This is a genomic window from Comamonas sp. GB3 AK4-5, assembly GCF_041320665.1.
GTDB lineage: Bacteria > Pseudomonadota > Gammaproteobacteria > Burkholderiales > Burkholderiaceae_C > Comamonas.
Genome location: NZ_CP166730.1, coordinates 827108 through 852762, shown reverse-complemented (window position 1 = coordinate 852762; position 25655 = coordinate 827108). Strand labels below are relative to the sequence as shown.

Below are 25655 nucleotides of genomic sequence, written 5' to 3'. Positions count from 1 at the left end.
TCGCGGCGCGCCAGCGTCTTTGCGGGATGGGATACAAGGCGCGATACCGCAGCAATAGCCGTGCTATTGCGAGGATTCGCAACACCGTAGACCGCCCGCAAAGGCACTAGCCCAAAGGGTTGGAGCGAAATCTGGTGATTTCTTCGCGCTGGGGCTTGCTTGCACACGCGTGCAAGCTGTGCCCCATCGGCTCGAACTCCTCTCGATTGCGTTCCAACGCGCCTGCGTAGAGACATTGAACACGTTCTTAGGCCTCTGTTATTTATTGAACCAGCATCAGCAGCTCACTTTTCAGGAGTCTTCCCCAGCATGCAGCCCCTGCGCCACTTTTTGCTGGCCGTGCAATTCTTCAGCCGCATCCCTGTCACCGGGCGCTTGGCGGCCTGGGTGGGCTGGAGCCCGGAGCTGCAGCGTGCCAGCGCCGCGCATTTGCCAGGCGTGGGCTGGCTGGTGGGGCTATGGGCGGCGTTGTTGCTGGGGGCTTTTCTCTGGCTATTGCCCACCACCAGCTGGACGCCGCTGCTGGCCGCGCTACTCAGCACAGCAGGCACGCTGTGGCTCACCGGCGGTTTTCATGAAGATGGCCTGGCCGATGTGGCCGACGGCCTGGGCGGCTGGGTGCCGCCTGTGCGTGCGCTGGAGATCATGAAGGACTCGCGCATGGGCGCCTATGGCGTGATGACGCTGGTCATGGCCTTGCTCACCAAGCTGGCACTGATTGCTCTGCTGCTTTCCGCCATGCAGCCATTCTGGGGCGCAGCGCCCGTGCTGGTGCTGCTGTGCTGCACCCATGTGCTGTCGCGCTTTGCACCACTCGTGCTCATGCACAACCTGCCCCATGTGGGCCTGGCCACCAGCAGCAAGACATTGCACGTGGCCGGTCAGCAACTGGGCTGGAATGGCTTGCTCACCGCAGCCCTTTGGTGCCTGCCTGCGCTGGCCCTGCTGGCCTGGTTGGGCTCGTACACCCTGGTGCTGGCTCTGCTCGCGGCCATGGGCATCACCACCTGGCTGCTGCAGCGCTGGTTCTGGCGCCGCCTGGGCGGCATGACGGGTGATTGCCTGGGGGCCTGTCAGCAGTTGAACGAGCTGGCCCTGTTGCTGGCCGCTGCCATCCACCTGCGCCAGCTGCTGTGAACACCCCATGAGCCGTCTGTGGCTGCTGCGCCATGCCCGCCCCTTGGTCGACTCCGGCGTCTGCTATGGCCGACTGGATGTGGCGGCCGATGCCGGCGACACCCAGCAGGCGGCTGAAAATTTTGTAGCCGCGCTCACGGCCCAGGCTGCAAAGGATTTTTCAGCTGCACCGGCCACCGCTGCAAAAAACTTTTCAGCGCCCCTGCCATCAATGGCCGCATTGCGCCACTCACCCCTACAAAGATGTGAGCAGCTTGCGCGCTCGCTGATTGCGTTACAGCCCGATTTTGCCCACAACACCTGCGTCGATGCCCGGCTGCAGGAAATGGACTTTGGCACCTGGGAAGGCCTGGCGTGGGAGGCCATTGCCCGCAGCGAGATCGATGCCTGGGCCGCCGACCTGGCCGGCCACGCTCCCGGCGACGGCGAGAGCCTGGCCACCATGCTGCAGCGTGTGCTGCAGGCCTTGCAGCACAGCTGGGCGGTGGACAGTCAGCAGGGGGCGCGCGATGTGGTCTGGGTCACACATGCCGGCGTCATACGCTGCGTGCAGTGGCTGCTGCTGCACGGCCAGCAGCCGCCCACCAGCGCGGACTGGATGCTGCCCTCACCCGGTTTTGGCCAGTGGCTGGTGCTACCCTGGGCAGATTCAGGGCCTGCATTGCAGCGCCTTGGCGTGCCCGTCCGCTGAACTTTTGCCTCCCAACCCCATGCCTCTGCAACTCTCTCCCGAAGCCCAACAGCAAGCCATTGCCTCCATCGAGCGCTATTTCCGCGAACATATGGAAGAGCCCATAGGCAATGTCGCTGCCGGCGGCTTGCTGAAGTTTCTGGTGGAAGAAATCGGCCCAGTTTTCTACAACCAGGGCGTGGCCGATGCACAGGAAAACCTGCAGGCACGTGTGGCCGAGCTGGATGTGGAGGTCTACCACGAGGCCTTCAGCTACTGGAACCAGCGCGGGCGCCGCAAGTAACCCGGTCACGCCCGTGACCCCTGGCCCATAGCCTGCAGCACCTGCGGACATCACCCCTGTCCGACAATGGGCCCATGTTGGAATCTCTACGAACCTGGGCCCTGCCCTATGGCGGCGACGCCTTTCTCTACCTGACCGTGCTGGCTGCAGCCAGCTACCTGGCGCTGCTGCGCTTCAAGGAGCGCCTGCCCACCCAGCGCCTGCGCCGCTTCATCCGCCTGGCCGCGCTGGTGGCCCTGCCGTTCTCGGTGCTGGCCATGGAAACCGGTGGCGGCGAAAACCTGGGCATTGCCGTGCTGGCCCTGGTGTGGTGCGTGATCATCGGCATCACCTGCAAGAACGAGATGTCGCGCCGTGGCGAATAAGAGCCGCTCACACGACCCAGGAAACCGTAGGTTTGCGATCGAGACGAGGCGCGAGGCCGCAGGCAGTACACCTAGTACGACAAGGCTGAGCAACGACGTATCGAGGGTTGTCTGAGCTGCTCTAAACACAGCAGCCCCTGGCAAAGCGCCCCTGCCGCCCCCATCTGTGCGGCTGCACCTGTGAAAAACAGAGCATCTGAAGCGCTTGGACTTTGCATCTGAAGCATAAAACCCATTCCAACTGGCTTCTGTTGCGCTATTGCTGCTACAGGTTTTGATTTTTCCTTTTCTGGAGACATGCCATGAGCGACTTCCCCCCACGCACACCCCGCTTGTCCATGCTGGACCTGGTGGCCGTCCGCGAAGGCGGCAGCGTGCGCCAGGCGCTGGACATTGCGCTGACCACGGCTCGCAAGGCCGAGGAGCTGGGCTTTGCCCGCTACTGGCTGGCCGAGCACCACAATATGCCGGGCATTGCCAGCTCGGCCACAGCCGTGCTGGTGGGGCATATCGCGGCCGGCACCTCCAGCATCCGCGTGGGCTCGGGCGGCATCATGCTGCCCAACCACGCCCCTCTGGTGGTGGCCGAGGCCTTTGGCACCCTGGCCGAGCTCTACCCCGGCCGCATCGACCTGGGCCTGGGCCGCGCTCCCGGCACCGATGGAGCCACCATGCGCGCCCTGCGCCGCGACCGAGTGGAATCAGAAGAAGACTTTCCCCGCGATGTGAGCGAGCTGCAGCGCCTGCTGGGCCCGGTGCAAGAGGGCCAGCGCATCGTCGCCATGCCCGGCGCCGGCACCCATGTGCCCATCTGGCTGCTGGGCTCCAGCCTGTTCTCGGCCCAGCTGGCGGCCGCCAAGGGCCTGCCTTACGCCTTTGCCTCGCACTTTGCGCCGCGCATGCTGCACCAGGCGATCGCGCTGTACCGCCAGCTGTTCCAGCCCTCGGCACAGTTGGCCAAGCCCTACGTCATCGTCGGTGTTCCGGTGATTGCCGCCCCCAGCGATGCTGAGGCCGAATTCCTGGCCAGCAGCACCTACCAGCGCGTGCTGGGCATCATCACCGGCCAGCGCGGCCGCCTGCAGCCACCGGTGGACAACTACATGGCCCTGCTGGGCCACCAGGAGAAAGCCGCCATCCACGACTTTCTGGCCATGGGCGTGGTGGGCGGCCCCGAGAGCGTGCGTGCCGGCCTGCAGGCCATTGCCCAGGCCACGCAAGCCGATGAGTTCATGCTGGTCTCCGATGTCTACGACCCGGCGCTGCGCCTGCGCAGCCTGGAGCTCACCGCCCAGGCCCTGGCGCCGAACTAAGCCCTTGGCCTTTCCCGCATGAGCCGCTCCGCCCGCCTGCTGCAGCTGCTGGACCAGCTGCGGCGCGCGCGCCAGCCCCAGACCGGGCCAGCCCTGGCCCAGCAACTGGGCGTGAGCCTGCGCACCCTGTACCGCGACATTGCCACGCTGCGCGAGCAGGGCGCGGCCATTGCCGGCGACCCCGGCGTGGGCTATGCCATGCGCCCCGGCTTTTTGCTGCCGCCGCTGATGTTCACACCCGACGAGCTGGAAGCGCTGCTGCTGGGTGCCCGCTGGGCCAGCCAGCAGGCCGACCCCGAGCTGGCCCAGGCCGCCCAGTCCGCGCTGGACCGCGTGCGCAGCGCCCTGCCACTGGATTTGCGCATCGAGGTCGACACCAGCGGGCTGCTGGTGCCCCCCATGCACCGGGCCGATGCCGCACCCGAGCCCTGGCAAACCGCTCTGCGCCTGGCCATACGGCAGCAACGCAAGATACAGCTGCACTACAGCGATGAAAAAGGCCAGCTCAGCGAGCGCTGCGTCTGGCCTTTTGCCATGGCGTTTTTTGACCATACCCGCGTGGTCACCGCCTGGTGCGAGCTGCGCCAGGATTTCCGGCATTTCCGCGCCGACCGCGTGCGCTCGGTCACGCCGCTGGAGGAGCGCTATCCCGAGCCACGCGCTAGTCTGATTGAGCGCTGGTCGAAGCAGATGTGCTACAGGATCAAATAGTCCCCCCTGAGTCGCCTACGGCGCCTTCCCCCCAGGAGGACGACAGCCTCGCGGCGGGGCGGCCCTTACTCGCTGTCTGCTGATCTGGACCGCGCCAGTTGCATGCGCCATTGAACGCTGACGCACAGGCCAGGCCGAGCACGCCGCGCACTGCTGACAAAAACTGTCAGCATGGGTTTTTACAGTAGCGGTCATGGCGTTCTTGCCATGTTCTTTCAAACACTGTGATGACCACCCAAGCACCCACCCTGCGTCTGTTTTTCCATCCCCGTTCGCGTGCTGCCATGGTGCGCTGGATGCTGGAGGAATGCGGTGCCCACTACGACATCACCCGGCTGGAGTTTCACACCAGCATGAAGGCGCCGGACTATCTGGCCCTCAACCCCATGGGCAAGGTGCCCGCCCTCACCCATGGCGATACGGTGATCACCGAAACCGCTGCCATCCTGACCTACCTGGCCGATCTGTTTCCGGAAAAAAATCTGGCCCCGGCAACCGGCAATCCTCTACGCGGCAGCTATTACCGCTGGATGTTTTTCCTGGCCGGCCCTGCCGATGCCGCACTCACCGCCAAATACTTCGGCCACCTGGACCAGCAAACGCCCGAACAAGTCTTTATGGCCGGCTATGGCAGCCTGGATGATGTGGTTGAAACCCTGCGCCTGGCCGTGGCTGGCAAGCGCTATCTGTGTGGCGACCAGTTCACGGCAGCCGATCTGTTCATGGCCAGCTACCTGCACTGGGCCCATCTGATGAAGACGCTGCCCGACCTGCCCGAATTCAGCGCCTATACCCAGCCCCTGCTGGACCGCCCGGCTTCGCTGCGCAGCATAGATCTCAACACCGCAGAGCTGGCAGCGCAACCGGCCTAAGCGCCGCAGCACAGCACGCAGGCCAGACAATCTGGCCCGGCTGTGAAGAGAGGCACTCGTTACCATAAGCCTCTTTCCACCACGCAAGCCGCCCGCCACACCATGGCCATCTCCCTTCAAGACAAGCTGGTCGTTGCCATCTCCTCCCGCGCCCTGTTCAACTTCGAGGACGAGAACCGCGTCTTCAACCAGGACCCTGCTGCCTACGTGGCCCTGCAGCGCAGCCAGCTGGACCGCCCCGCCGCTCCCGGCGTGGCCCTGCCGCTGGTGCGCAAGCTGCTGGCCTTCAACACGGCAGAGCAGGCGCGCGTGGAGGTGGTGGTGCTGTCGCGCAATGACCCGGTCAGTGGCATGCGGGTGTTTCGCAGCGCCAAGGCCCATGGGCTGAACGACATCCAGCGCGGCGTGTTCACCCAGGGGCGCGACCCCTTCGGCTATCTGCGGCCGCTGGGGGCCCATTTGTTTCTGTCCGCCAATGCTGCCGACGTGAGCGAAGCCCTGCGCCTGGGCTACCCGGCTGCGCGCGTACTGACCGAGTCGGCCGGTGCCAGCACCAACTATCCGCAGGAGCTGCGCATTGCCTTTGACGGCGACGCAGTGCTGTTTTCCGACGAGGCCGAACGCATCTACCAGGCCGAAGGGCTGGACGCTTTTCAGCGCCACGAGGTGGAACATGTCACCCAGCCCCTGCCGGATGGCCCGTTCAAGCCGCTTTTGGCCGCCTTGCACCGGCTGCAACAGGCCGCCCAGGCAGGCGAAACCGGCGGCATGCGGCTGCGCACCGCACTGGTCACGGCCCGCAGCGCGCCGGCGCATGAACGCGCCATCCGCACGCTGATGGATTGGAATATTGGGGTGGACGAGGCCATGTTTCTGGGCGGTCTGTCCAAAGGGGAGTTTCTGCGCGAGTTCGAGCCCGACTTCTTTTTTGACGACCAGACCGGTCATGTCACCTCGGCCGCAGCCCATGTGCCCTCAGGCCATGTGCACAGCGGGGTCACCAATCCCCCCTGAGGCACTTTGTGCCTCCCCTCAGAGGACGGCAGCCTTTGCTGCGGGGCGGGGCGGGGCGGGGTGGCCAGCGTAGGCCCTTGCTGGCTGTCTCTGGCCTATGCCTTGCCAGTTTGTATGCAATGCCTCCCGCAAGTTCTTGCCATGCGGGATGCACCCGAAAAATCCTGCGAAGGCGCAAGACACATCCGCTTGCCCGGCTTTACCCCAGCGATGTGCCCGGTTGACCGGCTTGGCCCACACTGGGCCATCCAGCATGTTTTGGAGAAAGTTTCCATGTCCCTGCCCCGATTGCTTCTGTCCCTGGCCTTGTGCGCTGCGGCTGCCGCACCGCTGGCGCCAACCTGGGCCCAGGGCCAGATCGACCCCGTGGCCATGACCGGCCCGGACGGCAAACCCCTGTCCCAGGGTGAAATCAAGGCCATCAAAGACTTCCAGATGCTGGACTTCAACAGGGACGGCAAGATCAGCCGCAAGGAGCTGGCCCTGGTGCCACGCCTGTATGGCTCTTTTGACGAGGCTGACACCAACCACGACGGCTATCTGACCCTGGACGAGGTGCGTGCCTTTGCCATCAAGTACCGGGCCCAGCGCGATGCGGCCAAGGCAGCCCAGGCTGCAGCCAGCGAGAGCACTCCAAAATAGAGAGCAGCACCTGCGCTTGCAGCCTGCTCAAAAGCAAAAAACGCCATGCATTGCTGCATGGCGTATCAGGCACAACCCTTGGAGGGGTAAAACTCACAGGCCGCTGGTGCGTTTGACGGCCACGTCTTCGTAAGTCAGGCGCTCGCTGGCGGCACGGGCAGGCTGCACTTTCTGGTGCACTTCCTGGCCCTGCTCCTTTTGGTGGGCTTCCTGCGAAGCCTCGACCGCCATGGCGCTGGCGCGCCACAGCGACTGGATATGCTCTATCAGCATCTTGGAGATGGGCTCTTTCTGGGCCTCTTCCTCCTTGGCCTTCTGGACTTCAGCCTGCTGCTTGTCTGCGCGCTGGGTCCAGTCCAGGTTGCGCGCATCCTTGTCAGTAGGTCTGTCCGGTCCCTTGGCCTGTGCGCCTTCGCCGATTTTGTCGGTCGACTCGACCGCGTTGACCTGGTTCACCGGCCGAATGGGGGCCGGCCCCGAGGCGCCAGTCGAATACAAATTGGCACCTTGCGTGTTCCATTGAATGGGATTGCGGTCTACAGGTGGTATTTGCATGGCGTACTCTCGGTTGTGGATGTGGGTGCTGAAGGCGCTATTCCTCGGTTCACTGTGTTTTCGGCCTTGTATTTGAAAAGTTTAGGCTTTTTTACAGTTTTTTCCATCCCCGCATACCGCCAGCTCTCAGCAAACTACTCACTTCGAGCCTACAAAGCGAATACAAAGAGAGCGATTACTTACAAAAATCGTCCCAACAATTTACGCGAGGCCTTGTCCAGCTGGTTGCTGTCCGGAATGCGGTACTGCACCCCGTCGCTGCCGCTGATCAAAAGCTTGGTGCGCCCTTCCAGCTTGCGGATGTCTTCCTCGGCCTTGAGCACCATCTGCGCAGGTCCCCGGTCGGTCTCCAAGTCCCAGGTGCTGGGCGTGGAAAAACTCGACACATTGCGAATGGCCAAGATGGTCGGCACAAACTCGCGCACCGCCAGGTCTTCCTCGATCAGCGCACGGACTTCGGCCGGCAGGTCGGCCATGCGGTCCACCCACAAGGCTTCCTTGCCGTCGGTGGCCACCAGAGACAGGCCTTCTTCCGGCGCGATCAAGGGGTAGGCGCGCACCGGCACCACGGCCTCAAAGGTCTGGCCGCTGCTCAAGGTCAACACCAGACGGCCATGGGCGTTGCGACTGAGCCGCAGGCCCGCCAGATTGGAATCGGTTGTGTGCAGCATGGCTTACTCCTGGTGCGAGACTTGCAGCGTCAGGCCGGCGGCCTGGGCATCTTCTTCGGCGCGACGGGCCTGGGCCTCGTACAGGCGCCAGTAATGGCCCTTGGCCTCCATCAGCGCGTCGTGCGGCCCCACTTCCACAATCTCGCCACGGTCCATCACCACCAGGCGATCCGCCTTGCGCAGCGTGGACAGGCGGTGGGCAATGGCAATCGTGGTGCGGCCTTGCACCAGGTTGTCCAGCGCCTTCTGGATTTCCTTTTCCGTCTCGGTATCCACGGCCGAGGTGGCCTCGTCCAGGATCAAGATGCGCGGGTCGATCAACAGGGCGCGGGCAATCGAGATGCGCTGGCGCTCGCCGCCCGACAGGCCCTGGCCGCGCTCGCCCACCAGCGAGTCATAGCCATGGGGCAGGCGCAGAATGAATTCGTGGGCATGGGCGGCGCGGGCTGCGGCCACCACTTCCTCCCGCGTGGCACCGGGCTTGCCATAGGCGATGTTCTCGGCAATGGTGCCAAAGAACAAAAAGGGCTCTTGCAGCACCAGGCCAATGTTGCTGCGATAGTCCGACACGGCCATGCGGCGCACATCCACGCCGTCGAGCTGGATGGAGCCTTCGGACACATCGTAGAAGCGGCAGATCAGGTTCACCAGCGTGCTCTTGCCCGAGCCGCTGTGACCCACCAGGCCAATCATCTCGCCGGGTTGTATCTGCAAGTTCAAGTGCTTGATGACGGCGCGGCTACCGTAGCGAAAGCCCACGTCATCCATGGTGATCGCTCCCTGCGTCTTGGCCAGCTTCACCGGGTTGCTGGGCTCGGGCACGTTGCTGACATGGTCCAGGATGTCGAAGATGCGCTTGGCACCGGCGGCCGCTTTTTGCGTCACCGAGACAATGCGGCTCATCGAATCCAGGCGGCTGTAGAAGCGGCCTATGTAGGCAATAAAGGCCGTCAAGATACCCACGGTGATGTTTTCGTGGGCCACCAGATAGATACCAAAGCCCCAGACCACCAGCAGACCCATTTCGGTCAGCAGGGTGACGGTGGGGGTGAACAGCGACCAGGTCTTGTTCACCTTGTCGTTGGCCTGCAGATTGACCTGGTTGGCCTCAGCAAAACGGTCGGCCTCGCGCTTTTCCTGGGCAAAGGCCTTGACCACGCGGATGCCGGGAATGGTGTCTGCCAACACATTGGTCACTTCGGACCAGACACGGTCAATCTTCTCGAAGCCGGTGCGCAGCTTGTCGCGCACGGTGTGGATCATCCAGGCAATAAAGGGCAGGGGCACCAGGGTGACCAGCGCCAGCCAGGGGTTGATGGTGAAGAGGATCACCGAGGTCATCACCATCATCAGCACGTCGGTGGCGAAATCCAGGGCGTTCAGCGACAGGAACAGATTGATGCGGTCGGTTTCGGCACCAATGCGCGCCATCAGGTCGCCGGTGCGCTTGCTGCCGTAGTAGTCCACCGACAGCGTCAGCAAATGGTTGTAGGTGGAGGTGCGCAGCCCGGCGCCAATGCGCTCGGAGACCCTGGCCAGCACAAAGGTACGCGCCCAACCCAGCATCCACGCCAAAAGCGCCGACACCAGCAAGGCACTCAGGTAGAAAGTAACCAGATTCGGATCAATTTTTTCGCCGTTCTGAAAGGGAATCAGAATTTTGTCCATCAACGGAATGGTCAGATACGGCGCCACCATCTGGGCGGATGTGGTGGCCAGCGTCAGCAAAAAGCCCAGCAACAGCTGGCCCCGGTAAGGCCGGGCAAAACGCCACAGGCGCAGCAGCACCCAGGTGGAAGGCTGGGGCGCCTGCTGGCGGGCACAGGCCGGGCATTCATCGCTGTCAGGGGGCAGCGGCGTGCTGCAGACCTCGCACAGCACCTCGTCGCTCTCCTGGACATGGCCCGGCATATCCCCCTGGGCCAGCAGCGCGCGCTGCTGGTCAAAGCGCTGGATGAGGCGAAACGCCTCGTTCTGCACGGCCAGGCGAAAGCGCCACAGCGCCAGGCGCTGGCTGCCATCGTGCAGCTCCAGCGTGCCCACGCCAGCATGGTCCAGTAACTGCAAACGCAGAGCGGGTGACAAGGGCCAGACAGACCAGCCTCCATCCGAATCCACACGCGCCAGCAGGCGAGAGGAAGTGACCACTACCAGTCCGGACGCGAAGCGCAAATCGACCGTCAAGTCAACCGGAAGGACGGACAATACGTTTTCATGGGGTGCGAGCTGCGCCCGCAAGTCAGCCCCGAAAGGGCCATCCGAGACGCCTGAGGCCTCTATAGCATGGTGAATGTGCATATTGAACTGTTTGTATCCGTTCCAGCAGCCTGGCTGCCAGTGGATGGACATGGACGCACCAATGTGCAAGCCCATTGCAATGGAGTTAGCAGACTTAACGCTTCACCACCCTCTCAGGCTGACAAACTCTGGTGAGAAGCCGCCTGCGGCCGTCCTCCTCCCCTCATCATTCATTACGCTCCATCCATGGCGAAGACATTCAACGACATCCAACTCTTGCGCACCACTTTCCTGCGCGGCCCCAGCGTTTGGACCTATCGGCCCGTGTTGGAAGTCTGGCTGGATCTGGGAGAGTTGGAAGACTATCCCTCAGACAAGATTCCTGGACTCAACGAGCGCCTGACCAGCTGGCTGCCCGACCTGGTCGAGCACACCTGCGGCGTGGGCGAGCGCGGCGGCTTCATCCAACGCCTGGAAGGCGGCACCTGGATGGGCCATGTGCTGGAGCATGTGATCATCGAGCTGCTGAACCTGGCCGGCATGCCTGCCGAATTCGGCCAAACCCGCGAAATCTCGCAACGCGGCGTCTACCGCATGGTGTTCCGCTGCCCTGAAGAGGCCGTGGCCCGCGTGGCGCTGGAGCATGGCCACAAGCTGCTGATGGCCGCCATCAACGACCAGCCGTTTGACCTCAAACCAGCGGTTCACGCCATCAAGACGGCCATCAACGACCGTTACCTCGGCCCCTCCACCGGCTGCATTGTCGATGCAGCTGGCGAGCGCCGCATCCCCCATATTCGCCTGAACGATGGCAACCTGGTCCAGTTGGGCTATGGCGCAGCCCAACGCCGCATCTGGACGGCCGAGTCCGACCAGACCAGTGCCATTGCCGAAGGCATTGCCCAGGACAAGGACTTCACCAAGCGCCTGCTGACGGCCTGCGGCGTGCCCGTGCCCGAGGGCCAGATCGTGGCCAGCCCCGAAGAGGCCTGGGAAGTGGCCCAGGACATCGGCTTCCCCGTCACCGTCAAGCCTTCGGACGGCAACCACGCCCGGGGCGTGACGTTGGAGCTGTCCACCGAGGCCGACATCAAGGCCGCCTTTGCCCTGGCCCAGCCTGAGGGCTCGGACGTCATCGTCGAGCGCTTCATCGACGGCGTGGAGCACCGCCTGCTGGTGGTGGGCGGCAAGGTCGTCGCCGCCACCAAGGGCGAGACCGTGTCCGTGCACGGCAACGGCAAGGCCACGCTGCGCGAGCTGGTGGATGTGCTCAACCAGGACCCACGCCGTGGCCCCGAACAGGAATACCCGCTGGACTGGATCAAGCTGGACGCCGGCGCCGTCAAGCTGGAGCTGAACCGCCAGCATGTCACGCCCGACTCCGTCATCCCCCAGGGCCAGAGCGTGCTGCTGCAGCGCAATGGCAACATGGCCATTGACTGCACCGACGACGTACACCCCGACGTGGCCTATTACGCCGCGCTGGCCGCCAAAATCGTGGGCCTGGACATTGCCGGCATGGACATGATCCTGAAGGATGTCTCCCAGCCCATGCAGGGCCAGGGCGCCATTTTGGAAGTGAATGCCGGCCCCGGCCTGCTGATGCACCTCAAGCCCACCAGCGGCGCACCCCGCCCCGTGGGCATGGCGATTGCCGACCACCTGTTCCCGCGCGAAGACGGCGCCGGCGCCGGCCGCATTCCCCTGGTGGGCATTGTGGGCACGCGTGACAACGCCTTCATCGCCCGCCTGGTGGGCTGGCTGCTGCAGCTGTCGGGCAAGCTCACCGGCGTGGCCTCCAGCGAAGGCATGTTCCTGAACAACCGCCAGACGCAAAAAACCAATACCGCCAACTGGGCCGGCGCCCACCGCCTGCTGACCAACCGCCTAGCCCAGGCCGCCGTGATCCAGACCACCTCGCGCTCCATCCTGGAAGAAGGCCTGGCCTATGACCGCTGCCTGGTCGGCGTGGTCACCGACATGGATGGTTTTGAATCCCTGGCCGACCACGATGTGCACGAAGCCGGCCAGATGCGCCGCGTGTTGCGCACCCAGATCGACGTGGTGCTGAGCGAAGGCGCCGGTGTGCTGAACGCCGACCTGCCCGAAGTGGCCGAGCTCGCCGAGCTGTGCGATGGCGAGGTGTTGCTGTATTCCACCGAGGCCGACAACGCCGCCGTGGCGGCCCACCGCGTCCAGCCCGAAGGCCGCGCCGTGCTGGTGCGCGGCAAGCAGGTGATTCTGGCCACCGGTTCCCAGGAGCGGGTGCTGGGCACCCTGGACGCGCTGCGCCAGCCCACCGGCCTGAGCGTGGACACCCCGGCCCTGCTGGCCGCGATTGCCACGGCCTGGTCCATGGACATTGCGCCTGACCTGATCGCCGCAGGCATAAAAACTTTTGAATACAGCCGAGCCTGAGTCCACGCCCTCAAAAAACAACGGTCCTCTCCCCCGAGCAGCGGCCGCCAGAAAGCGACAATCACCATGGAAATCTCTCGTACCCGTTCCCTGCGTGGCCCCAACCTGTGGAGCCGCAACACTGCCGTGGAAGCCGTGGTTGTGTGCACACCGGTGGAATGCGATATCGCCCAGCTGACCGGTTTTGAAGACCGGCTGCGCGCCCGTTTCCCCGCCATTGGCCCGCTGCACCCCCAGGGTGCCGACAAGCCGGTGTCCCTGGCCGATGTGCTGGAAGTGGCCACGCTGTCGCTGCAGGCCCAGGCCGGCTGCCAAGTGACCTTCAGCCGCACCCATGCCACGCTGGAGGAAGGCACCTTCCAGGTGGTGGTCGAGTACACCGAAGAGGCCGTGGGCCGCATGGCGCTGGAGCAGGCCGAAGCCCTGATCCAGGCCGCGCTGAACGACAGCGCTTTTGACGCCACGCCCGTGATCGCGGCCCTGCGCGAGCTGGATGAGGACGATCGCATCGGTCCTTCCACTGGTGCCATCGTCGATGCAGCCGTGGCCCGTGGTATCCCCTTTCGCCGCATGACGGCAGGCTCCATGGTGCAGCTGGGCTGGGGCTCCAAGGCCCGCCGCTTCCAGGCCGCCGAGGTGGACCAGACCAGCGCCGTGGCCGAGTCCATTGCGCAAGACAAAGACCTGACCAAGCGCCTGCTGCACGCGGCCGGCGTGCCCGTGCCACTGGGCCGCCCCGTCACCGATCTGGAAGATGCCTGGGCCGTAGCCCAGGAAGTGGGCCTGCCCGTGGTGGTCAAGCCCCAGGACGGCAACCAGGGCAAGGGCGTGACGGTGAACATCACCACCCGCGCCCAGCTGGAAGCTGCCTACGCCACCTCCATGCAATATGGCGACGATGCCATGGTGGAGCGTTTTCTGCCCGGCCACGACTTCCGCCTGCTGGTGGTCGGCGACCAGTTGGTGGCCGCCGCCCGCCGCGAGCCACCCCAGGTGCTGGGTGATGGCGAGCACACCATTCGTGAACTGGTGGACATCGTCAACCAAGACCCACGCCGCGGCTCCGGCCATGGCACGGCGCTGACCAAGATTCGCCTGGACGACATCGCCCTGGCCCGCATCGCCTCCGAAGGCCTGACCGCCGACAGCGTGCCCGTGCAGGGCCAGCGCGTGGTGTTGCGCAACAACGCCAATCTGTCCACCGGCGGCAGCGCCACCGATGTGACCGATGACGTCCACCCCGAAGTGGCCGCCCGCGCCATTGAAGCCGCCCAGACCATAGGCCTTCACATCTGCGGCGTGGACGTGATCTGCGAGTCCGTGCTGCATCCGCTGGAAGAGCAAAACGGCGGCATCGTCGAAGTGAATGCCGCCCCCGGCCTGCGCATGCACTTGGCGCCCTCCTTCGGCAAGCCCCGCAACGTGGGCACACCCATGGTGGACCTGCTGTTCACCGGCAACGATGACGGTCGCATTCCCCTGGTGGCCGTCACGGGCACCAATGGCAAGACCACCACGGCCCGCTTGATCGGCCAGCTGTTCACCTCGCAAGGTCTGCGCGTGGGCATGACCAGCACCGATGGCGTCTACGTCAACGGCCGCCAGATTGACAGCGGCGACTGCTCCGGCCCCAAGAGCGCGCGCAATGTACTCTCCCACCCCGAGGTGGACGCCGCCGTGCTGGAATGCGCCCGTGGCGGCATTTTGCGCGAAGGCCTGGGCTTTGACCGCTGCCAGGTGGCCGTGGTCACCAATGTGGGCGAGGGCGACCACCTGGGCCTGAACTTCATCACCACCGTCGACGAGCTGATGGTCTTGAAGCGCGTCATCGTGCAGAACGTGGCCCCCAATGGCTACGGCGTGCTCAACGCCATCGACCCCCATGTCTCGGCCATGGCCGCGCATTGCACCGGCAAGGTGATCTTCTTCGGTGCCGACCGCCACCACCCCGTCATGGCCACCCACCGTGCCCAAGGCAACCGCGTAGTCTATGTGGACGGCGACCATATCGTGGCCGCCGAAGGTTCGTGGCGCGAATCCGTGCCGCTGCGCGACATCCCCGTGACCCGCAACGGCAGCATCGGCTTCCAGGTCGACAACGCCATGGCCGCCATTGGCGCGGCCTGGGCCGTCGGCCTGCCCTGGGACACCATCAAGCGCGGCCTGGCCGGCTTTGTGAACGACAGCGACAACGCCCCCGGCCGTTTCAATGTGATGGATTACAAGGGCGCCACCATCATTGCCGACTACGGCCACAACCCCGACGCCATCCGCGCGCTGACCAAGGCCGTGGAAGCCATGCCCGCCAAGAAGCGCAGCGTGGTGATCTCCGGCGCCGGCGACCGCCGCGACCAGGACATCACCGAGCAGACCGCCATCCTCGGCCATGCGTTTGACGACGTCATCCTCTACCAGGATGCCTGCCAGCGCGGCCGTGAAGACGGCGAAGTCATCGGCCTGCTGCGCAAGGGCCTGGAAGGCGCCAGCCGCACCAGCTATGTGACCGACATCCATGGCGAATTCATCGCCATCGACCATGCGCTGGCGCGCCTGCAAACGGGTGATCTGTGTCTGGTGCTGGTGGACCAGGTGGAAGAGGCCCTGGCCCATTTGCAAAAGCGCATCGCCGAAGCCTGATGCTGCTGCCGTGATGAGTGCCTTCGTTGGGGGCGCTCATACGGCGCTGCATGCGGTGTTGCGCGCCCTGGCCGTACGAAAGTACGGTCTGCGGGCGCGGCGCCTAGCCTGAAGCGCCGTCTGGGCGTTGTGGAGGGAGTCCAAAGTTCTGCTGGACTTTTCAGGCCCGCTCCAGCCAGCCTCCAACTGTTCTCACATAAGCCCCGCTCTGACGGGGCTTTTTCATGGGCAGATTCTTCAAAAAGTGAGCAGTCTGTGCAGATGTAGTCTGCGTCACAGGCCTATTTAGCTGAAAAATCGGCCTGCAGTGCATCGGCCCGCGACCGGCTTTTCTCCTTCACCAGGGTCGCCATGGAGGCCGTCAGCGCACTGCCCATGGAGGCCAGCACAATCAGACCAATCGCCAGCCACTGCACGGCGCTCAGTTGCTCGTCCAGCAGCAGCAGGGCCAGGACGGCGGCCACGGCGGGCTCCATGCTGAGCATGATGCCAAAGGCCTGAGGCGGCAGGCGCTTGAGCGCCACCATTTCCAGCGAGATGGGCAAGGCGCTGGAGACCGCCGCCACGCCCAGGCCCACCAGCAGCACGCTGGGCGACAGCAGGGCACTGCCCGCATGCACCACACCCACAGGCAACACCACCAGGGCCGCCATGGCCAGGCCTAACGACACCGAATGCGCCACCGGCAAATGCCCTATGCGTTTGCCAAACAGGATGTAGCTGGCCCAGCACACCGCCGCCAATACGGCCCACAACACGCCCACCGGGTCCAGGCTGCTGACCGCATGGCCCAGTGGCAGCAACAGGCCCAGGCCGGCCACGGCCAGCAGCACCCAGACAAAGTCCAGCGGCCGGCGCGAGGCCCATACCGCCACGGCCAGCGGCCCGGAGAATTCGATGGCGACGGCCACCCCAAAAGGCAGGGTGCGCAGCGCCATGTAAAAGCTCAGGTTCATCAGCCCCAGGGCCGCGCCATAGAGCAGGGCCGCACGACGGTCTGCGGCCGACAGCGGCCAGCGCCAGGGCCGGCACAGCAAGAGCAGAATCAGCGCGGAAAACCCCACGCGCACGGCCGTGGTGCCCTGGGCACCCACGGCAGGAAACAGACTGTGCTTGGCCCAGGAAGTCCCCAGGCCCAGAAACAAGACGGAGGCGAAAATGGCCAGCCATGGCAGCCAAACAGCATTGCGTTGCATCAACATGGCGAGAATGTATTGCACAGCCCCTGTGGTTTTGGCTCTGAATCGAGCTGCTTGGCGCAACTTTCACTCATTCCATGGCTTCACCTTCCTCCTTGACACTGGACGACTTCGATCTGGCCATCCTGGCCCTGCTGCAGCGCGACAACACCCTGTCCCAGCGCGACATCGCCCAGACCGTGCACCTGTCCGCACCCGCCGTGCAACGCCGCATCAGCAGACTCCGAGCCAGCGGCGTGATCCGCGCCGAAACCGCCGTGCTGGACGCCAGCCGCCTGGGCCGGCCGCTGACGCTGCTGGTCGAGGTCCATCTGCATGACGAACACCCGCTGCGCACCGCCGGCCTGCAGCAACGCATGCAGGATGAAATCGCCGTGCAGCAGTGCTATGCCATCACCGGCGAAGCCGACTACCTGCTGGTGATCACCGCAGCCACCATGGCCGACTACGAGGCCATCACCACCCGACTGTTTGGCGGCGACGACAACGTGCGGCGCTTTTGCACCTCGGTGGCGCTGAACTGTTTGAAGGTGGGGCTGCAGGTACCGCTGCCTGGTGGGCCGGTACAGGTTTGAGTGCCTGGGCCGACTCTCGCTGCCGCTCTACATTGCAGAGCATCTGCTGCTTGATCTGCTTTGATTTACCATATTTTCAATATGGAAACCCAGAGCCCATCAGCACAGACTGCTCACATAAAGTTCCGCGTATGCAGCGAGGCCAGCTCCGCCGCATGGGCCTTGTCAAAGCCCAGCCGCACCAGCTTGGTGTAGCGCCCGTCTTCCATATCGCGCATCAGCTGCTGCACGCGCTGGGCGCCGCGGGCAATGGCCGTGGGCGTCATCTCACCGGCTGCCACCAGGATCAGGGCGTCGAACACCTCCTCATTCAGCCCGGCCGTGCCGGCCAGCGCATCGTGGCGGGCTTCCACGGCCTCGGCCAGTCGGTGGCGGAATTCCGGCTCGCGCTGCAAGCGGTACAGCAGGTGCGACATGCCCAGTGCGACATGACGGGCCTCGTCGCGTGCGGCCAGGCGGCAGATCTGGCGGGTCAGGGGGTCAGGCGCCTCGGCCTGCAAAAATTGCAACAGGTTGACGAAGGTGCCCTCGCCCAGCACCGACAGCAAAAAGCTGGCGACTGAAAAATCCTTTTCATCCAGCAGGCTCATCAGCGAGGCCTGCCCCCCGGCCGTGGACAGCGCCGGCACGCGCCCGTGGCGACGTATGCGGCGGGTGAAAACGTCGATGTGACGCGCCTCGTCCGCCACCTGAATCGCCAGCGCCGCCTGCAGCTCGCGGTAGTGCGGGTGCAGCTCGCCCAGAAAGCGGGCCGGCACCACCAGGGCCGCGTTCTCGTTCTCGACCATATAGGTCATGATCTGGACGATGGCGTCCTCGATGGGCGCTGGCGGCTCGGGTGCATCGTTCCAGTCGATGGCCGTGTCGGCATGCCACTGTGCGGCCACGGCCTGGGCGTACAAATCGGCCGCGCTGTCGGTCCAGAATTCTGCCTTATCCACCAGCCGAAAACGAAAAGCCGGTGCGCCCTGCTCCACCTGTGCGCCGCGCGCGGCCAGGCCCCAGTGCGGCAAGGCCTGCTCGGCCACGGCACCGGGCTGCGCCCCATCGCTGTGGCCGGTCTGGGCCGCTGCCCGCCAGCGCCCGGCCTGGGCCCCGCCCTTGCACACCGTCAACTGCGGCGCCTGCACCCAGCCCGCCGACGTTTGCAAGGCATGGCCTTGCGCCTGACACCAGGCCACCAGCTGGGCTTGCCAGCCCGGCGCGCTGCCCTGCACCCGCACCGCCTCGCCCACTGCCAGCGGCGCCAGCGCGTGTTTGATGAGCAGGTGGGCCCCGGCATCAAAGCCCAGTGCGCCCAGATCCACCACTGGGGCGGCTGCGCCGGCCCGTATCTGCAAGTCCGTCATCGTCTTGGCTCTCCTGAAGGGCGCTGCCGGCTCAAGCCAGCGGCATGCCGCACAAGGCACGGCCGATGAAGTCGTACAACACGTCCGAAGTCGGGCCCATGACCGACGCCGCACGCGCATCGCGGAACAGCCGCTCCACACCCAGCTCCTTGCGGAAGGCCGCGCCACCGCAGATCCGCATGGCCGTGTCACTGACTTCCAGCGCCGCCTCGGCCGCGCTGGCCTTGACCTCCAGCACCCGCAGCATGGCGTCCGCCCGCCCCGTCGCCAAGGCGGCCAGCGTGTCGTCACGCAGTGCCCGGGCCTGGTCGGCCCGGATGCGTGCGCGCGCCAGATAGGCGCGAACCGTGGGAAGGTCGGCCAGGCTGCTGCCGCTGGCGGCAAAGTGGCTGCTGGTGATGTGGGCCGTGGCACGCGCCAACACCCCATCCATCAAGCCAATGGAGGTGGTGGCAATCAAGGTGGTGAACACCGGCAGCTCGTCGTTGTTCATGATGTCGCCGCCCGCTCCATCGGCTCCCAGGCGGGCCTGCAGCGGCAACCGCACCTGCTGCGCCCGCACCGGGGCCGAGGCATTGCCGCGCAGCCCCATGCCATCAAAAGCCTGGGGGCTGGCAAGGCCGGGCAGACGGCTATCCACCAACCACAGCGTGGCCGCGCCATTCGCCGCCACCGGGCGTGAGGACCACACATAGGAGTCCGCCTGCTGCGCCGAGGTGACCATGCTCTTGTGTGCATCCAGCAGCACATGGTCCGCACCATCGGCCGTGGCGGTGCTGACCGGTGCCCAGAAATGGCTGCGCGAGCCCGCCTCAGACCAGGCCAGCGTGGTCACATGGCGCCCGGCCGCAATCGCCCGGCGCACGTCCAGCGGGCCGTATTTTTCGATCAGCACGGTGCCGGCGTAATGCATGGTGAGCACCATGGCGGTAGAGGGGCAGTCGCGCGCAATGCGCTCGATCACCTGCACCGCCTGGGCCAGGCCCTGGCCCAGGCCCCCGACTTCGGTGGCACTGAGCAAGCCCAGCAGCCCGGCCTGGCCCAGCGCATCCAGCTCGGCCTGGGGAAAGCGGGCCTCGCGGTCGGTGTCTGCGGCAGCGGGGGCGATGGTGTGCTGGACAATGGTTTCCAGCGTTTCCAGATAACGGCTCATGGGTGTACGTCCTTTGCGCGCTCAGTACTGGTAGCCCTGCACGGTGATGCGGCCATCGGCGCTGTAGAACTGCTCGTCCGTCACGGCGCGTTCCAGCAGCGCATAGCCGCTGGCGCGACCCGGGTGCCAGGCCTTCAACCCTTCCAGTTCCAGCAATGGGCGCACGGCCGGATCGTCCCAGGACATGCCCATCAAAATCTCGCGAAAGCGCTCGGAGTCGGCCTGGGTGATGCTGGGCCCCGTGGTCATATTGCAGTGGTCAAAAGCGCCCGAAGTGGCCAGCACGCGCGTGCCTCCGGCCGGCAACGTACCTTCGGCGGCAAAGGCCTGGTAGTTCTTGGCCACCATCCAGCTCGCGGCAATCTCGCCGGCCACCATGGCCTTGGCGGCCAGGCGTTCGCCGCCGATATGGTCGCCATGCTTGCCACCCAGCACATCGAAGCGCTGCACCTGGTAGTCACGCCCGCCCACCAGGCCGGCCTGGCGCAAATGGTCCAGCGGAATCAGCGTGGCCTGGGGCGAGTCAATGGCACCAAAGCCCACGGTCTGGCCGCGCAGGTCTTGCAGCGATTGCAGCTTGCTGTCGGCGGGCAGCACCAGCAGCGACTGCACGTCCAGATCGGTGTCGCGCATGGCAATCGATTCCACGCGCTGGCCCGCAGCGCGGGCCATGCGGTCGGCGCGCACAAAGGCCAGCGGCGAATTCCAGGCCAGCTGCACATCGCCGCGGATCAGCGCCTCGGTCAAGGTTTCGTAGTTCGAATACAGCACGAAGTCGAAGTACAGCCCGCGTTCGCTGAAATAGGACTTGAAGCCCTCCCAGATGGTGACGACCTTGGGTGCATAGGCCACGGCGCCCAGCGTGAGAACTTGGTAGGAAGCAGTCATGGAATTACCTAGTGAATAAGAAGAAGAGAGAAAGAAAGCTGTGGCTTAGGCCACGGCCTCGCACAGTGACTTGCCCAGCAAGTCGTAGATCACATCGGTGGTGGGTGCCATCACGGAGGCGGCACGCGCATCGCGGAACAGGCGCTCAATGCCCAGCTCCTTGCGGAAGGCCGCACCACCGCACACGCGCATGGCGGTGTCGCTCACCTCCAGCGCCGCTTCGGCGGCTGCGGCCTTGCATTGCAGCAGCCGGGTGCGCGCATCGGCACGCCCCGTCTGCACCGCCACCACGGCGTCGTCGCGCAGCAACTGGGCCTGGTCTGCCTTGAGCTGGGCCTTGGCCAGGTAGGCGCGGATAGTGGGCAGGTCGGCCAGCGAGCCGCCAGTGCTGGAAAACCGCGTGCCCGCCACATGCTGCAGTGCACGGCGCAGCACGCCCTGCATCAGTCCCACCGAGGTGGTGGCAATCAGCGTGGTGAAAAAAGGCATCAAATGCTGGCCCTTGACGGCCTCGCCCGCGCCGTCGGCACCGAGCATGAAATGGCGGGGAACGACCACGTTCTCGGCCGCAATCGGTGACGATGCATTGCCGCGCAGGCCCATGCCGTCAAACTGGCTGGGAATGCGCAGGCCGGGCAGGCGGCTGTCCACCAGCCACAGCGTATTGCCCTCGCCCTGCGTAGCACGTGAGATCCAGACATAGGAGTCAGCCTCACCGGCCGAGGTGATCATGCTTTTCAGGGCATTGAGCTGCACCACATCACCGGCTTCCTCACCGGCATCGCTGGCCGTACCGGCCGGGGCCCAGATATGGCTGCGTGAGGCAGCTTCAGACACGGCCAGCGTGCTCACATGGCGGCCGGCGGCAATGTCGCGGCGCACCGCATCCATTTCGGGGGCGCCGCCAAAGGGCTCGATCAGTGCCACGCCGCAGTAGTGCATGGTCAGCACCATGGCCGTGCAAGGGCAGTCCTGGGCAATGCGCTCGATCACCCGGACGGCCTCGGGCAGGCCGCCGCCCAGGCCGCCCACTTCGGTACTGCTGAGCAGTCCCAGCAGCCCGGCCTTGCCCAGCGCATTCAGCGCCGCACGCGGGTAGCGGGCCTGGCGATCGGTCTCCTCCGCCGCCGGTGCGATCACCTCACGCACCACTTGTTCCAGCCGAGGCTCCAGTTGCTGCCACAGTTCCATATTCCACTCCACCAAGGCCTGGCGTGCCCCGGAACAGGGAAGCAAGGCATGGCAACGGTGGCAGCCGCCCGGGCTTGCACCCGGGCAGGTGCAAAGCAGACGGCAGGCTCCCGCAAAGGGAATCTGGAGTCTCGCCGTATGCAGACCTGCAATCACGACAGACGAACAAAAGAAGTGGCGATTATAGAAAGCGCGGGCACCAAGATGGTGCAAGCCTGAAAACCATTACCCGCAGCCTGAGGCCTCTGTCACCTTAGAGCGTGTTCACGTTCTTAGCGGGAGACCGCGCGCTGCGCCCCCAGCAAGACCAGTGCAGCGCCGGACAGGCCACTGATGGCCCGCTCCATCCGCAGATAGCCACTGCGCAAAGCGGGGATGCCAAAGACCTGGGTGATGCCCAGGTGCCAGCTCAGGGACATCACGGCCACCAGCAGCAGCGTAATGCCATAAAACCAGGTCGGAGCTTGCGCCGGAAAACTCGCCGCAAAGGCGCTGGTCCAGAAGGCTGCGCCCTTGGGGTTGGTCATCCCGGTGAACCAGCCCATGCGAAACGCGGCCCCGCGTGACCGTGGCGCTTGGGACAGGCTCTGCGCATGTGTACACCCCCGCCAAGCCGCGCGCAGCAGCTTGACGCCATACCAGACCAGATACGCCGCGCCCAGCCAGCGCAGCGCCATGGCCAGTTGCGGATGCTGGGCCAGCAACGCCGCTACCCCCGCAATCGACAACAGCGCCCAAGCCAGGCCACTGCTGGTCAGCCCCTGCACCACATAGCGTGCGGAGTGGCCATGGCCGTCCAGGGCCATTTGACTGAGGATGAAAAAATTCGGGCCGGGGCTGACCAGCACGGCCAGGTAAATGCCCGCCATCAGCAAAAGCGACGCCTGATAGTGCATAGCCGTGTCCTGCGAAAGTCGCCAAATTGTCGCATCGCGACAGCATCCGCAGCCGGCACAAGTCCACTCAGCCCGCGTATGCTTGGCAGCCATGCATACCTCTGCCCCGCGCCCTACTTTGTCCGCCCTGCTGCTGGCCACGCTGGCTGCCCTCGCCCTGCAAGCGCCCGCCGCCCATGCGGCGGAGTCCGAGCAAATCGGCTCCGTGGACACGGTGTTCAAATTCATTGGCCCGGACCACAAAATCGTGGTCGACGCCTACGACGACCCCAAGGTGGCCGGCGTGACCTGCTATGTCTCGCGCGCCAAGACCGGGGGCATCAAGGGCGGGCTGGGCCTGGCCGAAGACCGCTCCGAAGCCTCCATCGTCTGCCAGGCCACCGGCCCGGTTCAGATTCCGCAGCCACTCAAGCAGCAGGAAGAGGTGTTCACCGAGCGCACCTCGCTGCTGTTCAAGCGCCTGCGCGTGGTGCGCATGGTGGACGCCAAGCGCAACACCCTGGTCTATATGACCTATTCCGACCGCGTGATCGAGGGCTCGCCACAAAACAGCGTGACCGCCGTGGCCGTGCCGCACAGCACGCCGATTCCGGTGAAAAAATAAAAACAGAGCACGACATGCCCTTGCTGCCAGCCTGAAAGGCAGTTCAGGGCATTATTTTTTACGGCAGGCGCACACAGGCTAGCGGCTGCCGCCGCTTCCGATTTGCGCCAGCAAGCAATCCAGCGCTTGCAGATACCGCGCCTGCAAAAGCGCTGCCTGCGCCGGGTCGGCGGCAACCGCAACCCGTGCAAGACCACAGCCATGGGCATGGTCAATCAGGATGTCCCGCCACAGCGCAGCGTCGGAGGTCAAGGCCGCCAGCCATGACGTCAGCTGGTCTGTGATCTCCTGGTTCACCCCGGCAAAGGCTTGTGGTTCGGAGAAGATGGCCAGCGTCAACTGGGGGTGCTGTGTGACGACCGCGTAATAGCGCTGCAAAAGCTGCCGGATGGCGCAAACCGGGTCTGCGCCACATGCGCTCTCTTCCCGCACCCCGCCATACACCTTGTCTGCCAATGCGCGCAGCAGTGCGGCGTGATCCGCCACATGGTGGTAGAGGCTCATCGGCGTAATGCCCAGGCTCGCGGCAAGCGCGCGCATCGTCAGTCCTGTGCCGCCGCCCTCATCCAGCAGTGCAAGCGCTGCAGAAAGAATGTCGTCTTTGGACAGACCTTCACCTTTGGCAGGGCGTCCGCGCGGGCGGCTCATGGGAGCACGCGGTATTTGCATTGCACCATGCCGGAAGGAAAGCGCTGGCTGGACACAAGCTCCAGATCAATATCCTTGGCCAGCGCGCCAAACAAAGGCCTGCCGGCCCCAATCAGCACGGGCACCGTGGTGATGACCATGTCCTGGACCAGCCCTTCCCGCAAAAAGGACTGCACCAATTTCCCGCCATCCACATAGACCTTTTGCACCTGCTCACGCGCCAGCTTGGCCAGCAACTCCTGGGGCGTCAGATCCAGGAAAAAGACCTTGCCTTGCTGGCTTTCGGGCACAGGCGTGCCGGCCAAGGTCTTGGTCAACACATAGGCCGGGCGATCATAGGGCCAGGGCTTCATATCCGCGACGGTGGTGTAGGTGCCGTGCCCCATCACGATGGCGTCCTTGTCGGCCATGAAATCCGTGTAGCCATGGTCCTCGCCGGCATGGTCACGCTGCAGCAGCCAATCCAGGCTGCCATCGGGTCGCGCGATAAAGCCGTCCAGGCTGGTCGCGATGAATACATGTGCAGTCGCCATAAACCCCTCCTCATTAAACATACAGTGTATATTTAATGAAATACCCAGGCAATGACAGCCTTCTGATCACGGCCAAGCGGGTATGCAAGCGCAAGACAGATGCTCTAACGCCCACGCCCCACCGCCACAAACTCCGAAGGCGAACACCCAAACTGCTTTTTAAACGCCACCGAATAGGCGCTATGGCTTTCATAGCCGCTTTCCAGCGCTGCCTGGGTAATGGGCCGGCCCTGCAACAGCAACTCCACCGAGGCCATCAAGCGCATTTTTTGCCGCCACTGGCCCAGGTTCATGCCCGTGCTTTTCAGAAAACGGCGCTGCAGCGTCTTGCTGCTCATGGCCAGGCGCTGGGCCCAGTCCTCCGCGCTGGCCTGGTCCTGCGGTGCTTGCACCAGGGCCTGGCACAGCCGGCGCATCTGGGCATCTTCGGGCCAAGGCAAATAAAAAGGCAGGGCTGCCACGGCCTTGAGTTCTTCCACCAGCAGTGCGCCCAGCAGGGCGTCACGCGGCGAATGCGGAGCTTGGTGGGGCAGCTGCACCAGGACGGCAATCAGCTCGCGCGCCAGCGGGCTGATGTGCAGCACACAGTCCTGCTCAGGCAGGGCTGTAGCCAGTGCCTGGTCGATAAAAATGCCGTGCACGCACACCGGTACGGTGGCGGTGATGCGGTGGATCACCTCGGGGCGCAGCCACACCGCCGCCGTGGGCGGCACCAGCCATTGGCCGCTGTCGGCTTCGACCAGCAGCACACCCTCGATGGCATAGAGCAAATGCCCGCGCCGGTGGCTGTGCGCCGGCACCACATGGCCTGCGGGGTAGCGCTGGACCACACCGGTCACGGCCAGGGCGGAGTTTTCGGCCTGCAGCAGATCCAGCGCATGGCCGCCGCGCGTGGGGGATGCAAAACCCATTCACATGTCCAAATCAATAAAACGAATGGCCAATTTTTGATAGATAGCCAGAAGACCGCAGTCTAAAGTGGCTGCATTCTGTTTGCACCCCAGCTTGCTACCGTGACCGTTTTCCACATGCACTCCCTAGGCCTACGCGCTCTGACCCTGTGTCGGGGCCC

General features: G+C 64.8%; 25 protein-coding genes. 13 read left to right on the top strand and 12 right to left on the bottom strand.

The genetic code is table 11. The annotated features are described in order from the left end of the window. Positions 1 to 309: 309 nt before the first annotated feature. The 9 genes from ACA027_RS03680 (at position 310) to ACA027_RS03640 (ending at position 7028) form a co-directional block, all read left to right on the top strand. Positions 310 to 1137 (top strand): adenosylcobinamide-GDP ribazoletransferase, encoded by an 828-nt coding sequence (locus ACA027_RS03680; protein WP_370681054.1) that lies wholly within the window; start codon positions 310 to 312, stop codon positions 1135 to 1137. Positions 1138 to 1144: 7 nt separating this feature from the next. Then, positions 1145 to 1828 (top strand): histidine phosphatase family protein, encoded by a 684-nt coding sequence (locus ACA027_RS03675; protein ID WP_370681053.1) that lies wholly within the window; start codon positions 1145 to 1147, stop codon positions 1826 to 1828. 19 nt (positions 1829 to 1847) lie between these two features. Next, complete coding sequence (locus tag ACA027_RS03670) at positions 1848 to 2111, top strand: DUF2164 domain-containing protein (protein WP_370681052.1); 264 nt, start codon at positions 1848 to 1850, stop codon at positions 2109 to 2111. Between the two features lie 74 nt (positions 2112 to 2185). Then, the gene (locus ACA027_RS03665; RefSeq protein WP_370681051.1) at positions 2186 to 2476 is read left to right on the top strand and encodes a hypothetical protein; all 291 of its coding nucleotides are present in this window, start codon (positions 2186 to 2188) and stop codon (positions 2474 to 2476) included. Positions 2477 to 2778: 302 nt separating this feature from the next. Further along, the gene (locus ACA027_RS03660) at positions 2779 to 3789 is read left to right on the top strand and encodes an LLM class flavin-dependent oxidoreductase (protein ID WP_370681050.1); all 1011 of its coding nucleotides are present in this window, start codon (positions 2779 to 2781) and stop codon (positions 3787 to 3789) included. Between the two features lie 18 nt (positions 3790 to 3807). Further along, positions 3808 to 4500 carry a helix-turn-helix transcriptional regulator gene (locus ACA027_RS03655; RefSeq protein ID WP_370681049.1) on the top strand — a complete coding sequence of 231 codons (693 nt, stop codon included), beginning with the start codon at positions 3808 to 3810 and terminating at the stop codon, positions 4498 to 4500. A 227-nt stretch (positions 4501 to 4727) separates the two neighbouring features. After that, positions 4728 to 5372 (top strand): glutathione S-transferase family protein, encoded by a 645-nt coding sequence (locus ACA027_RS03650; protein ID WP_370681048.1) that lies wholly within the window; start codon positions 4728 to 4730, stop codon positions 5370 to 5372. Positions 5373 to 5474: 102 nt separating this feature from the next. After that, a complete protein-coding gene (locus tag ACA027_RS03645) occupies positions 5475 to 6386 on the top strand; it encodes a 5'-nucleotidase (protein ID WP_370681047.1) in 912 nt (303 codons plus the stop codon). Positions 6387 to 6659: 273 nt separating this feature from the next. Continuing rightward, a complete protein-coding gene (locus ACA027_RS03640; RefSeq protein ID WP_370681046.1) occupies positions 6660 to 7028 on the top strand; it encodes an EF-hand domain-containing protein in 369 nt (122 codons plus the stop codon). A 93-nt stretch (positions 7029 to 7121) separates the two neighbouring features. Here ACA027_RS03640 and ACA027_RS03635 read toward each other — a convergent pair whose 3' ends face one another. The 3 genes from ACA027_RS03635 to ACA027_RS03625 form a co-directional block, all read right to left on the bottom strand. Next, positions 7122 to 7583 carry a hypothetical protein gene (locus ACA027_RS03635; protein ID WP_370681045.1) on the bottom strand — a complete coding sequence of 154 codons (462 nt, stop codon included), beginning with the start codon at positions 7581 to 7583 and terminating at the stop codon, positions 7122 to 7124. Between the two features lie 179 nt (positions 7584 to 7762). Continuing rightward, entirely contained in the window at positions 7763 to 8254 is a 492-nt protein-coding gene (locus tag ACA027_RS03630) for a DUF1854 domain-containing protein (RefSeq protein ID WP_370681044.1), read from the bottom strand. Between the two features lie 3 nt (positions 8255 to 8257). Then, a complete protein-coding gene (locus ACA027_RS03625) occupies positions 8258 to 10552 on the bottom strand; it encodes an ABC transporter ATP-binding protein (protein WP_370681043.1) in 2295 nt (764 codons plus the stop codon). Between the two features lie 186 nt (positions 10553 to 10738). On the opposite strand from ACA027_RS03625, the gene cphA (ACA027_RS03620) reads away from it, so the two are divergent. Next, on the top strand, positions 10739 to 12910 hold the full coding sequence (gene cphA / locus ACA027_RS03620) for a cyanophycin synthetase (RefSeq protein WP_370681042.1): 2172 nt from the start codon (positions 10739 to 10741) through the stop codon (positions 12908 to 12910). Between the two features lie 66 nt (positions 12911 to 12976). Continuing rightward, on the top strand, positions 12977 to 15547 hold the full coding sequence (cphA, locus tag ACA027_RS03615; RefSeq protein ID WP_370681041.1) for a cyanophycin synthetase: 2571 nt from the start codon (positions 12977 to 12979) through the stop codon (positions 15545 to 15547). A 281-nt stretch (positions 15548 to 15828) separates the two neighbouring features. Here cphA (ACA027_RS03615) and ACA027_RS03610 read toward each other — a convergent pair whose 3' ends face one another. Further along, positions 15829 to 16749: an EamA family transporter gene (locus tag ACA027_RS03610; RefSeq protein ID WP_370681040.1), complete on the bottom strand. Its 921-nt coding sequence runs from the start codon at positions 16747 to 16749 to the stop codon at positions 15829 to 15831. A 74-nt stretch (positions 16750 to 16823) separates the two neighbouring features. On the opposite strand from ACA027_RS03610, the gene ACA027_RS03605 reads away from it, so the two are divergent. Continuing rightward, positions 16824 to 17321: an Lrp/AsnC family transcriptional regulator gene (locus ACA027_RS03605; protein ID WP_370681039.1), complete on the top strand. Its 498-nt coding sequence runs from the start codon at positions 16824 to 16826 to the stop codon at positions 17319 to 17321. A 113-nt stretch (positions 17322 to 17434) separates the two neighbouring features. Here the strand turns inward: ACA027_RS03605 and ACA027_RS03600 are convergent, their stop codons facing one another. The 5 genes from ACA027_RS03600 to ACA027_RS03580 all read right to left on the bottom strand — a co-directional run bounded on the left by ACA027_RS03600 (position 17435) and on the right by ACA027_RS03580 (position 22798). Next, entirely contained in the window at positions 17435 to 18670 is a 1236-nt protein-coding gene (locus ACA027_RS03600; RefSeq protein WP_370681038.1) for a ferritin-like domain-containing protein, read from the bottom strand. 31 nt (positions 18671 to 18701) lie between these two features. Continuing rightward, the gene (locus tag ACA027_RS03595) at positions 18702 to 19823 is read right to left on the bottom strand and encodes an acyl-CoA dehydrogenase family protein (protein WP_370681037.1); all 1122 of its coding nucleotides are present in this window, start codon (positions 19821 to 19823) and stop codon (positions 18702 to 18704) included. Between the two features lie 21 nt (positions 19824 to 19844). After that, positions 19845 to 20711, bottom strand: a complete 867-nt coding sequence (locus ACA027_RS03590; protein ID WP_370681036.1) for a phosphate/phosphite/phosphonate ABC transporter substrate-binding protein — start codon at positions 20709 to 20711, stop codon at positions 19845 to 19847. 45 nt (positions 20712 to 20756) lie between these two features. Beyond that, entirely contained in the window at positions 20757 to 21902 is a 1146-nt protein-coding gene (locus tag ACA027_RS03585; RefSeq protein WP_370682502.1) for an acyl-CoA dehydrogenase family protein, read from the bottom strand. 272 nt (positions 21903 to 22174) lie between these two features. After that, positions 22175 to 22798: a LysE family transporter gene (locus ACA027_RS03580; protein ID WP_370681035.1), complete on the bottom strand. Its 624-nt coding sequence runs from the start codon at positions 22796 to 22798 to the stop codon at positions 22175 to 22177. Between the two features lie 91 nt (positions 22799 to 22889). On the opposite strand from ACA027_RS03580, the gene ACA027_RS03575 reads away from it, so the two are divergent. Beyond that, entirely contained in the window at positions 22890 to 23402 is a 513-nt protein-coding gene (locus tag ACA027_RS03575; RefSeq protein ID WP_370681034.1) for a CreA family protein, read from the top strand. A 78-nt stretch (positions 23403 to 23480) separates the two neighbouring features. On the opposite strand, the gene ACA027_RS03570 is transcribed toward ACA027_RS03575, so the two are convergent. The 3 genes from ACA027_RS03570 to ACA027_RS03560 all read right to left on the bottom strand — a co-directional run bounded on the left by ACA027_RS03570 (position 23481) and on the right by ACA027_RS03560 (position 25494). Beyond that, entirely contained in the window at positions 23481 to 24050 is a 570-nt protein-coding gene (locus tag ACA027_RS03570; protein WP_370681033.1) for a TetR/AcrR family transcriptional regulator, read from the bottom strand. Continuing rightward, positions 24047 to 24583, bottom strand: a complete 537-nt coding sequence (locus ACA027_RS03565) for a dihydrofolate reductase family protein (RefSeq protein WP_370681032.1) — start codon at positions 24581 to 24583, stop codon at positions 24047 to 24049. Before ACA027_RS03565 ends, ACA027_RS03570 begins: the two co-directional genes overlap by 4 nt. A 104-nt stretch (positions 24584 to 24687) precedes the next feature. Continuing rightward, a complete protein-coding gene (locus ACA027_RS03560) occupies positions 24688 to 25494 on the bottom strand; it encodes a helix-turn-helix domain-containing protein (protein ID WP_370681031.1) in 807 nt (268 codons plus the stop codon). Between the last annotated feature and the right edge of the window lie 161 nt (positions 25495 to 25655).

Coding starts and splice junctions, on each gene's coding strand:
- ACA027_RS03680 (WP_370681054.1), top strand. CDS start 310: ATGCAGCCCCTGCGCCACTTTTTGCTGGCCGTGCAATTCTTCAGCCGC.
- ACA027_RS03675 (WP_370681053.1), top strand. CDS start 1,145: ATGAGCCGTCTGTGGCTGCTGCGCCATGCCCGCCCCTTGGTCGACTCC.
- ACA027_RS03670 (WP_370681052.1), top strand. CDS start 1,848: ATGCCTCTGCAACTCTCTCCCGAAGCCCAACAGCAAGCCATTGCCTCC.
- ACA027_RS03665 (WP_370681051.1), top strand. CDS start 2,186: ATGTTGGAATCTCTACGAACCTGGGCCCTGCCCTATGGCGGCGACGCC.
- ACA027_RS03660 (WP_370681050.1), top strand. CDS start 2,779: ATGAGCGACTTCCCCCCACGCACACCCCGCTTGTCCATGCTGGACCTG.
- ACA027_RS03655 (WP_370681049.1), top strand. CDS start 3,808: ATGAGCCGCTCCGCCCGCCTGCTGCAGCTGCTGGACCAGCTGCGGCGC.
- ACA027_RS03650 (WP_370681048.1), top strand. CDS start 4,728: ATGACCACCCAAGCACCCACCCTGCGTCTGTTTTTCCATCCCCGTTCG.
- ACA027_RS03645 (WP_370681047.1), top strand. CDS start 5,475: ATGGCCATCTCCCTTCAAGACAAGCTGGTCGTTGCCATCTCCTCCCGC.
- ACA027_RS03640 (WP_370681046.1), top strand. CDS start 6,660: ATGTCCCTGCCCCGATTGCTTCTGTCCCTGGCCTTGTGCGCTGCGGCT.
- ACA027_RS03635 (WP_370681045.1), bottom strand. CDS start 7,583: ATGCAAATACCACCTGTAGACCGCAATCCCATTCAATGGAACACGCAA.
- ACA027_RS03630 (WP_370681044.1), bottom strand. CDS start 8,254: ATGCTGCACACAACCGATTCCAATCTGGCGGGCCTGCGGCTCAGTCGC.
- ACA027_RS03625 (WP_370681043.1), bottom strand. CDS start 10,552: ATGCACATTCACCATGCTATAGAGGCCTCAGGCGTCTCGGATGGCCCT.
- cphA (WP_370681042.1), top strand. CDS start 10,739: ATGGCGAAGACATTCAACGACATCCAACTCTTGCGCACCACTTTCCTG.
- cphA (WP_370681041.1), top strand. CDS start 12,977: ATGGAAATCTCTCGTACCCGTTCCCTGCGTGGCCCCAACCTGTGGAGC.
- ACA027_RS03610 (WP_370681040.1), bottom strand. CDS start 16,749: ATGTTGATGCAACGCAATGCTGTTTGGCTGCCATGGCTGGCCATTTTC.
- ACA027_RS03605 (WP_370681039.1), top strand. CDS start 16,824: ATGGCTTCACCTTCCTCCTTGACACTGGACGACTTCGATCTGGCCATC.
- ACA027_RS03600 (WP_370681038.1), bottom strand. CDS start 18,670: ATGACGGACTTGCAGATACGGGCCGGCGCAGCCGCCCCAGTGGTGGAT.
- ACA027_RS03595 (WP_370681037.1), bottom strand. CDS start 19,823: ATGAGCCGTTATCTGGAAACGCTGGAAACCATTGTCCAGCACACCATC.
- ACA027_RS03590 (WP_370681036.1), bottom strand. CDS start 20,711: ATGACTGCTTCCTACCAAGTTCTCACGCTGGGCGCCGTGGCCTATGCA.
- ACA027_RS03585 (WP_370682502.1), bottom strand. CDS start 21,902: ATGGAACTGTGGCAGCAACTGGAGCCTCGGCTGGAACAAGTGGTGCGT.
- ACA027_RS03580 (WP_370681035.1), bottom strand. CDS start 22,798: ATGCACTATCAGGCGTCGCTTTTGCTGATGGCGGGCATTTACCTGGCC.
- ACA027_RS03575 (WP_370681034.1), top strand. CDS start 22,890: ATGCATACCTCTGCCCCGCGCCCTACTTTGTCCGCCCTGCTGCTGGCC.
- ACA027_RS03570 (WP_370681033.1), bottom strand. CDS start 24,050: ATGAGCCGCCCGCGCGGACGCCCTGCCAAAGGTGAAGGTCTGTCCAAA.
- ACA027_RS03565 (WP_370681032.1), bottom strand. CDS start 24,583: ATGGCGACTGCACATGTATTCATCGCGACCAGCCTGGACGGCTTTATC.
- ACA027_RS03560 (WP_370681031.1), bottom strand. CDS start 25,494: ATGGGTTTTGCATCCCCCACGCGCGGCGGCCATGCGCTGGATCTGCTG.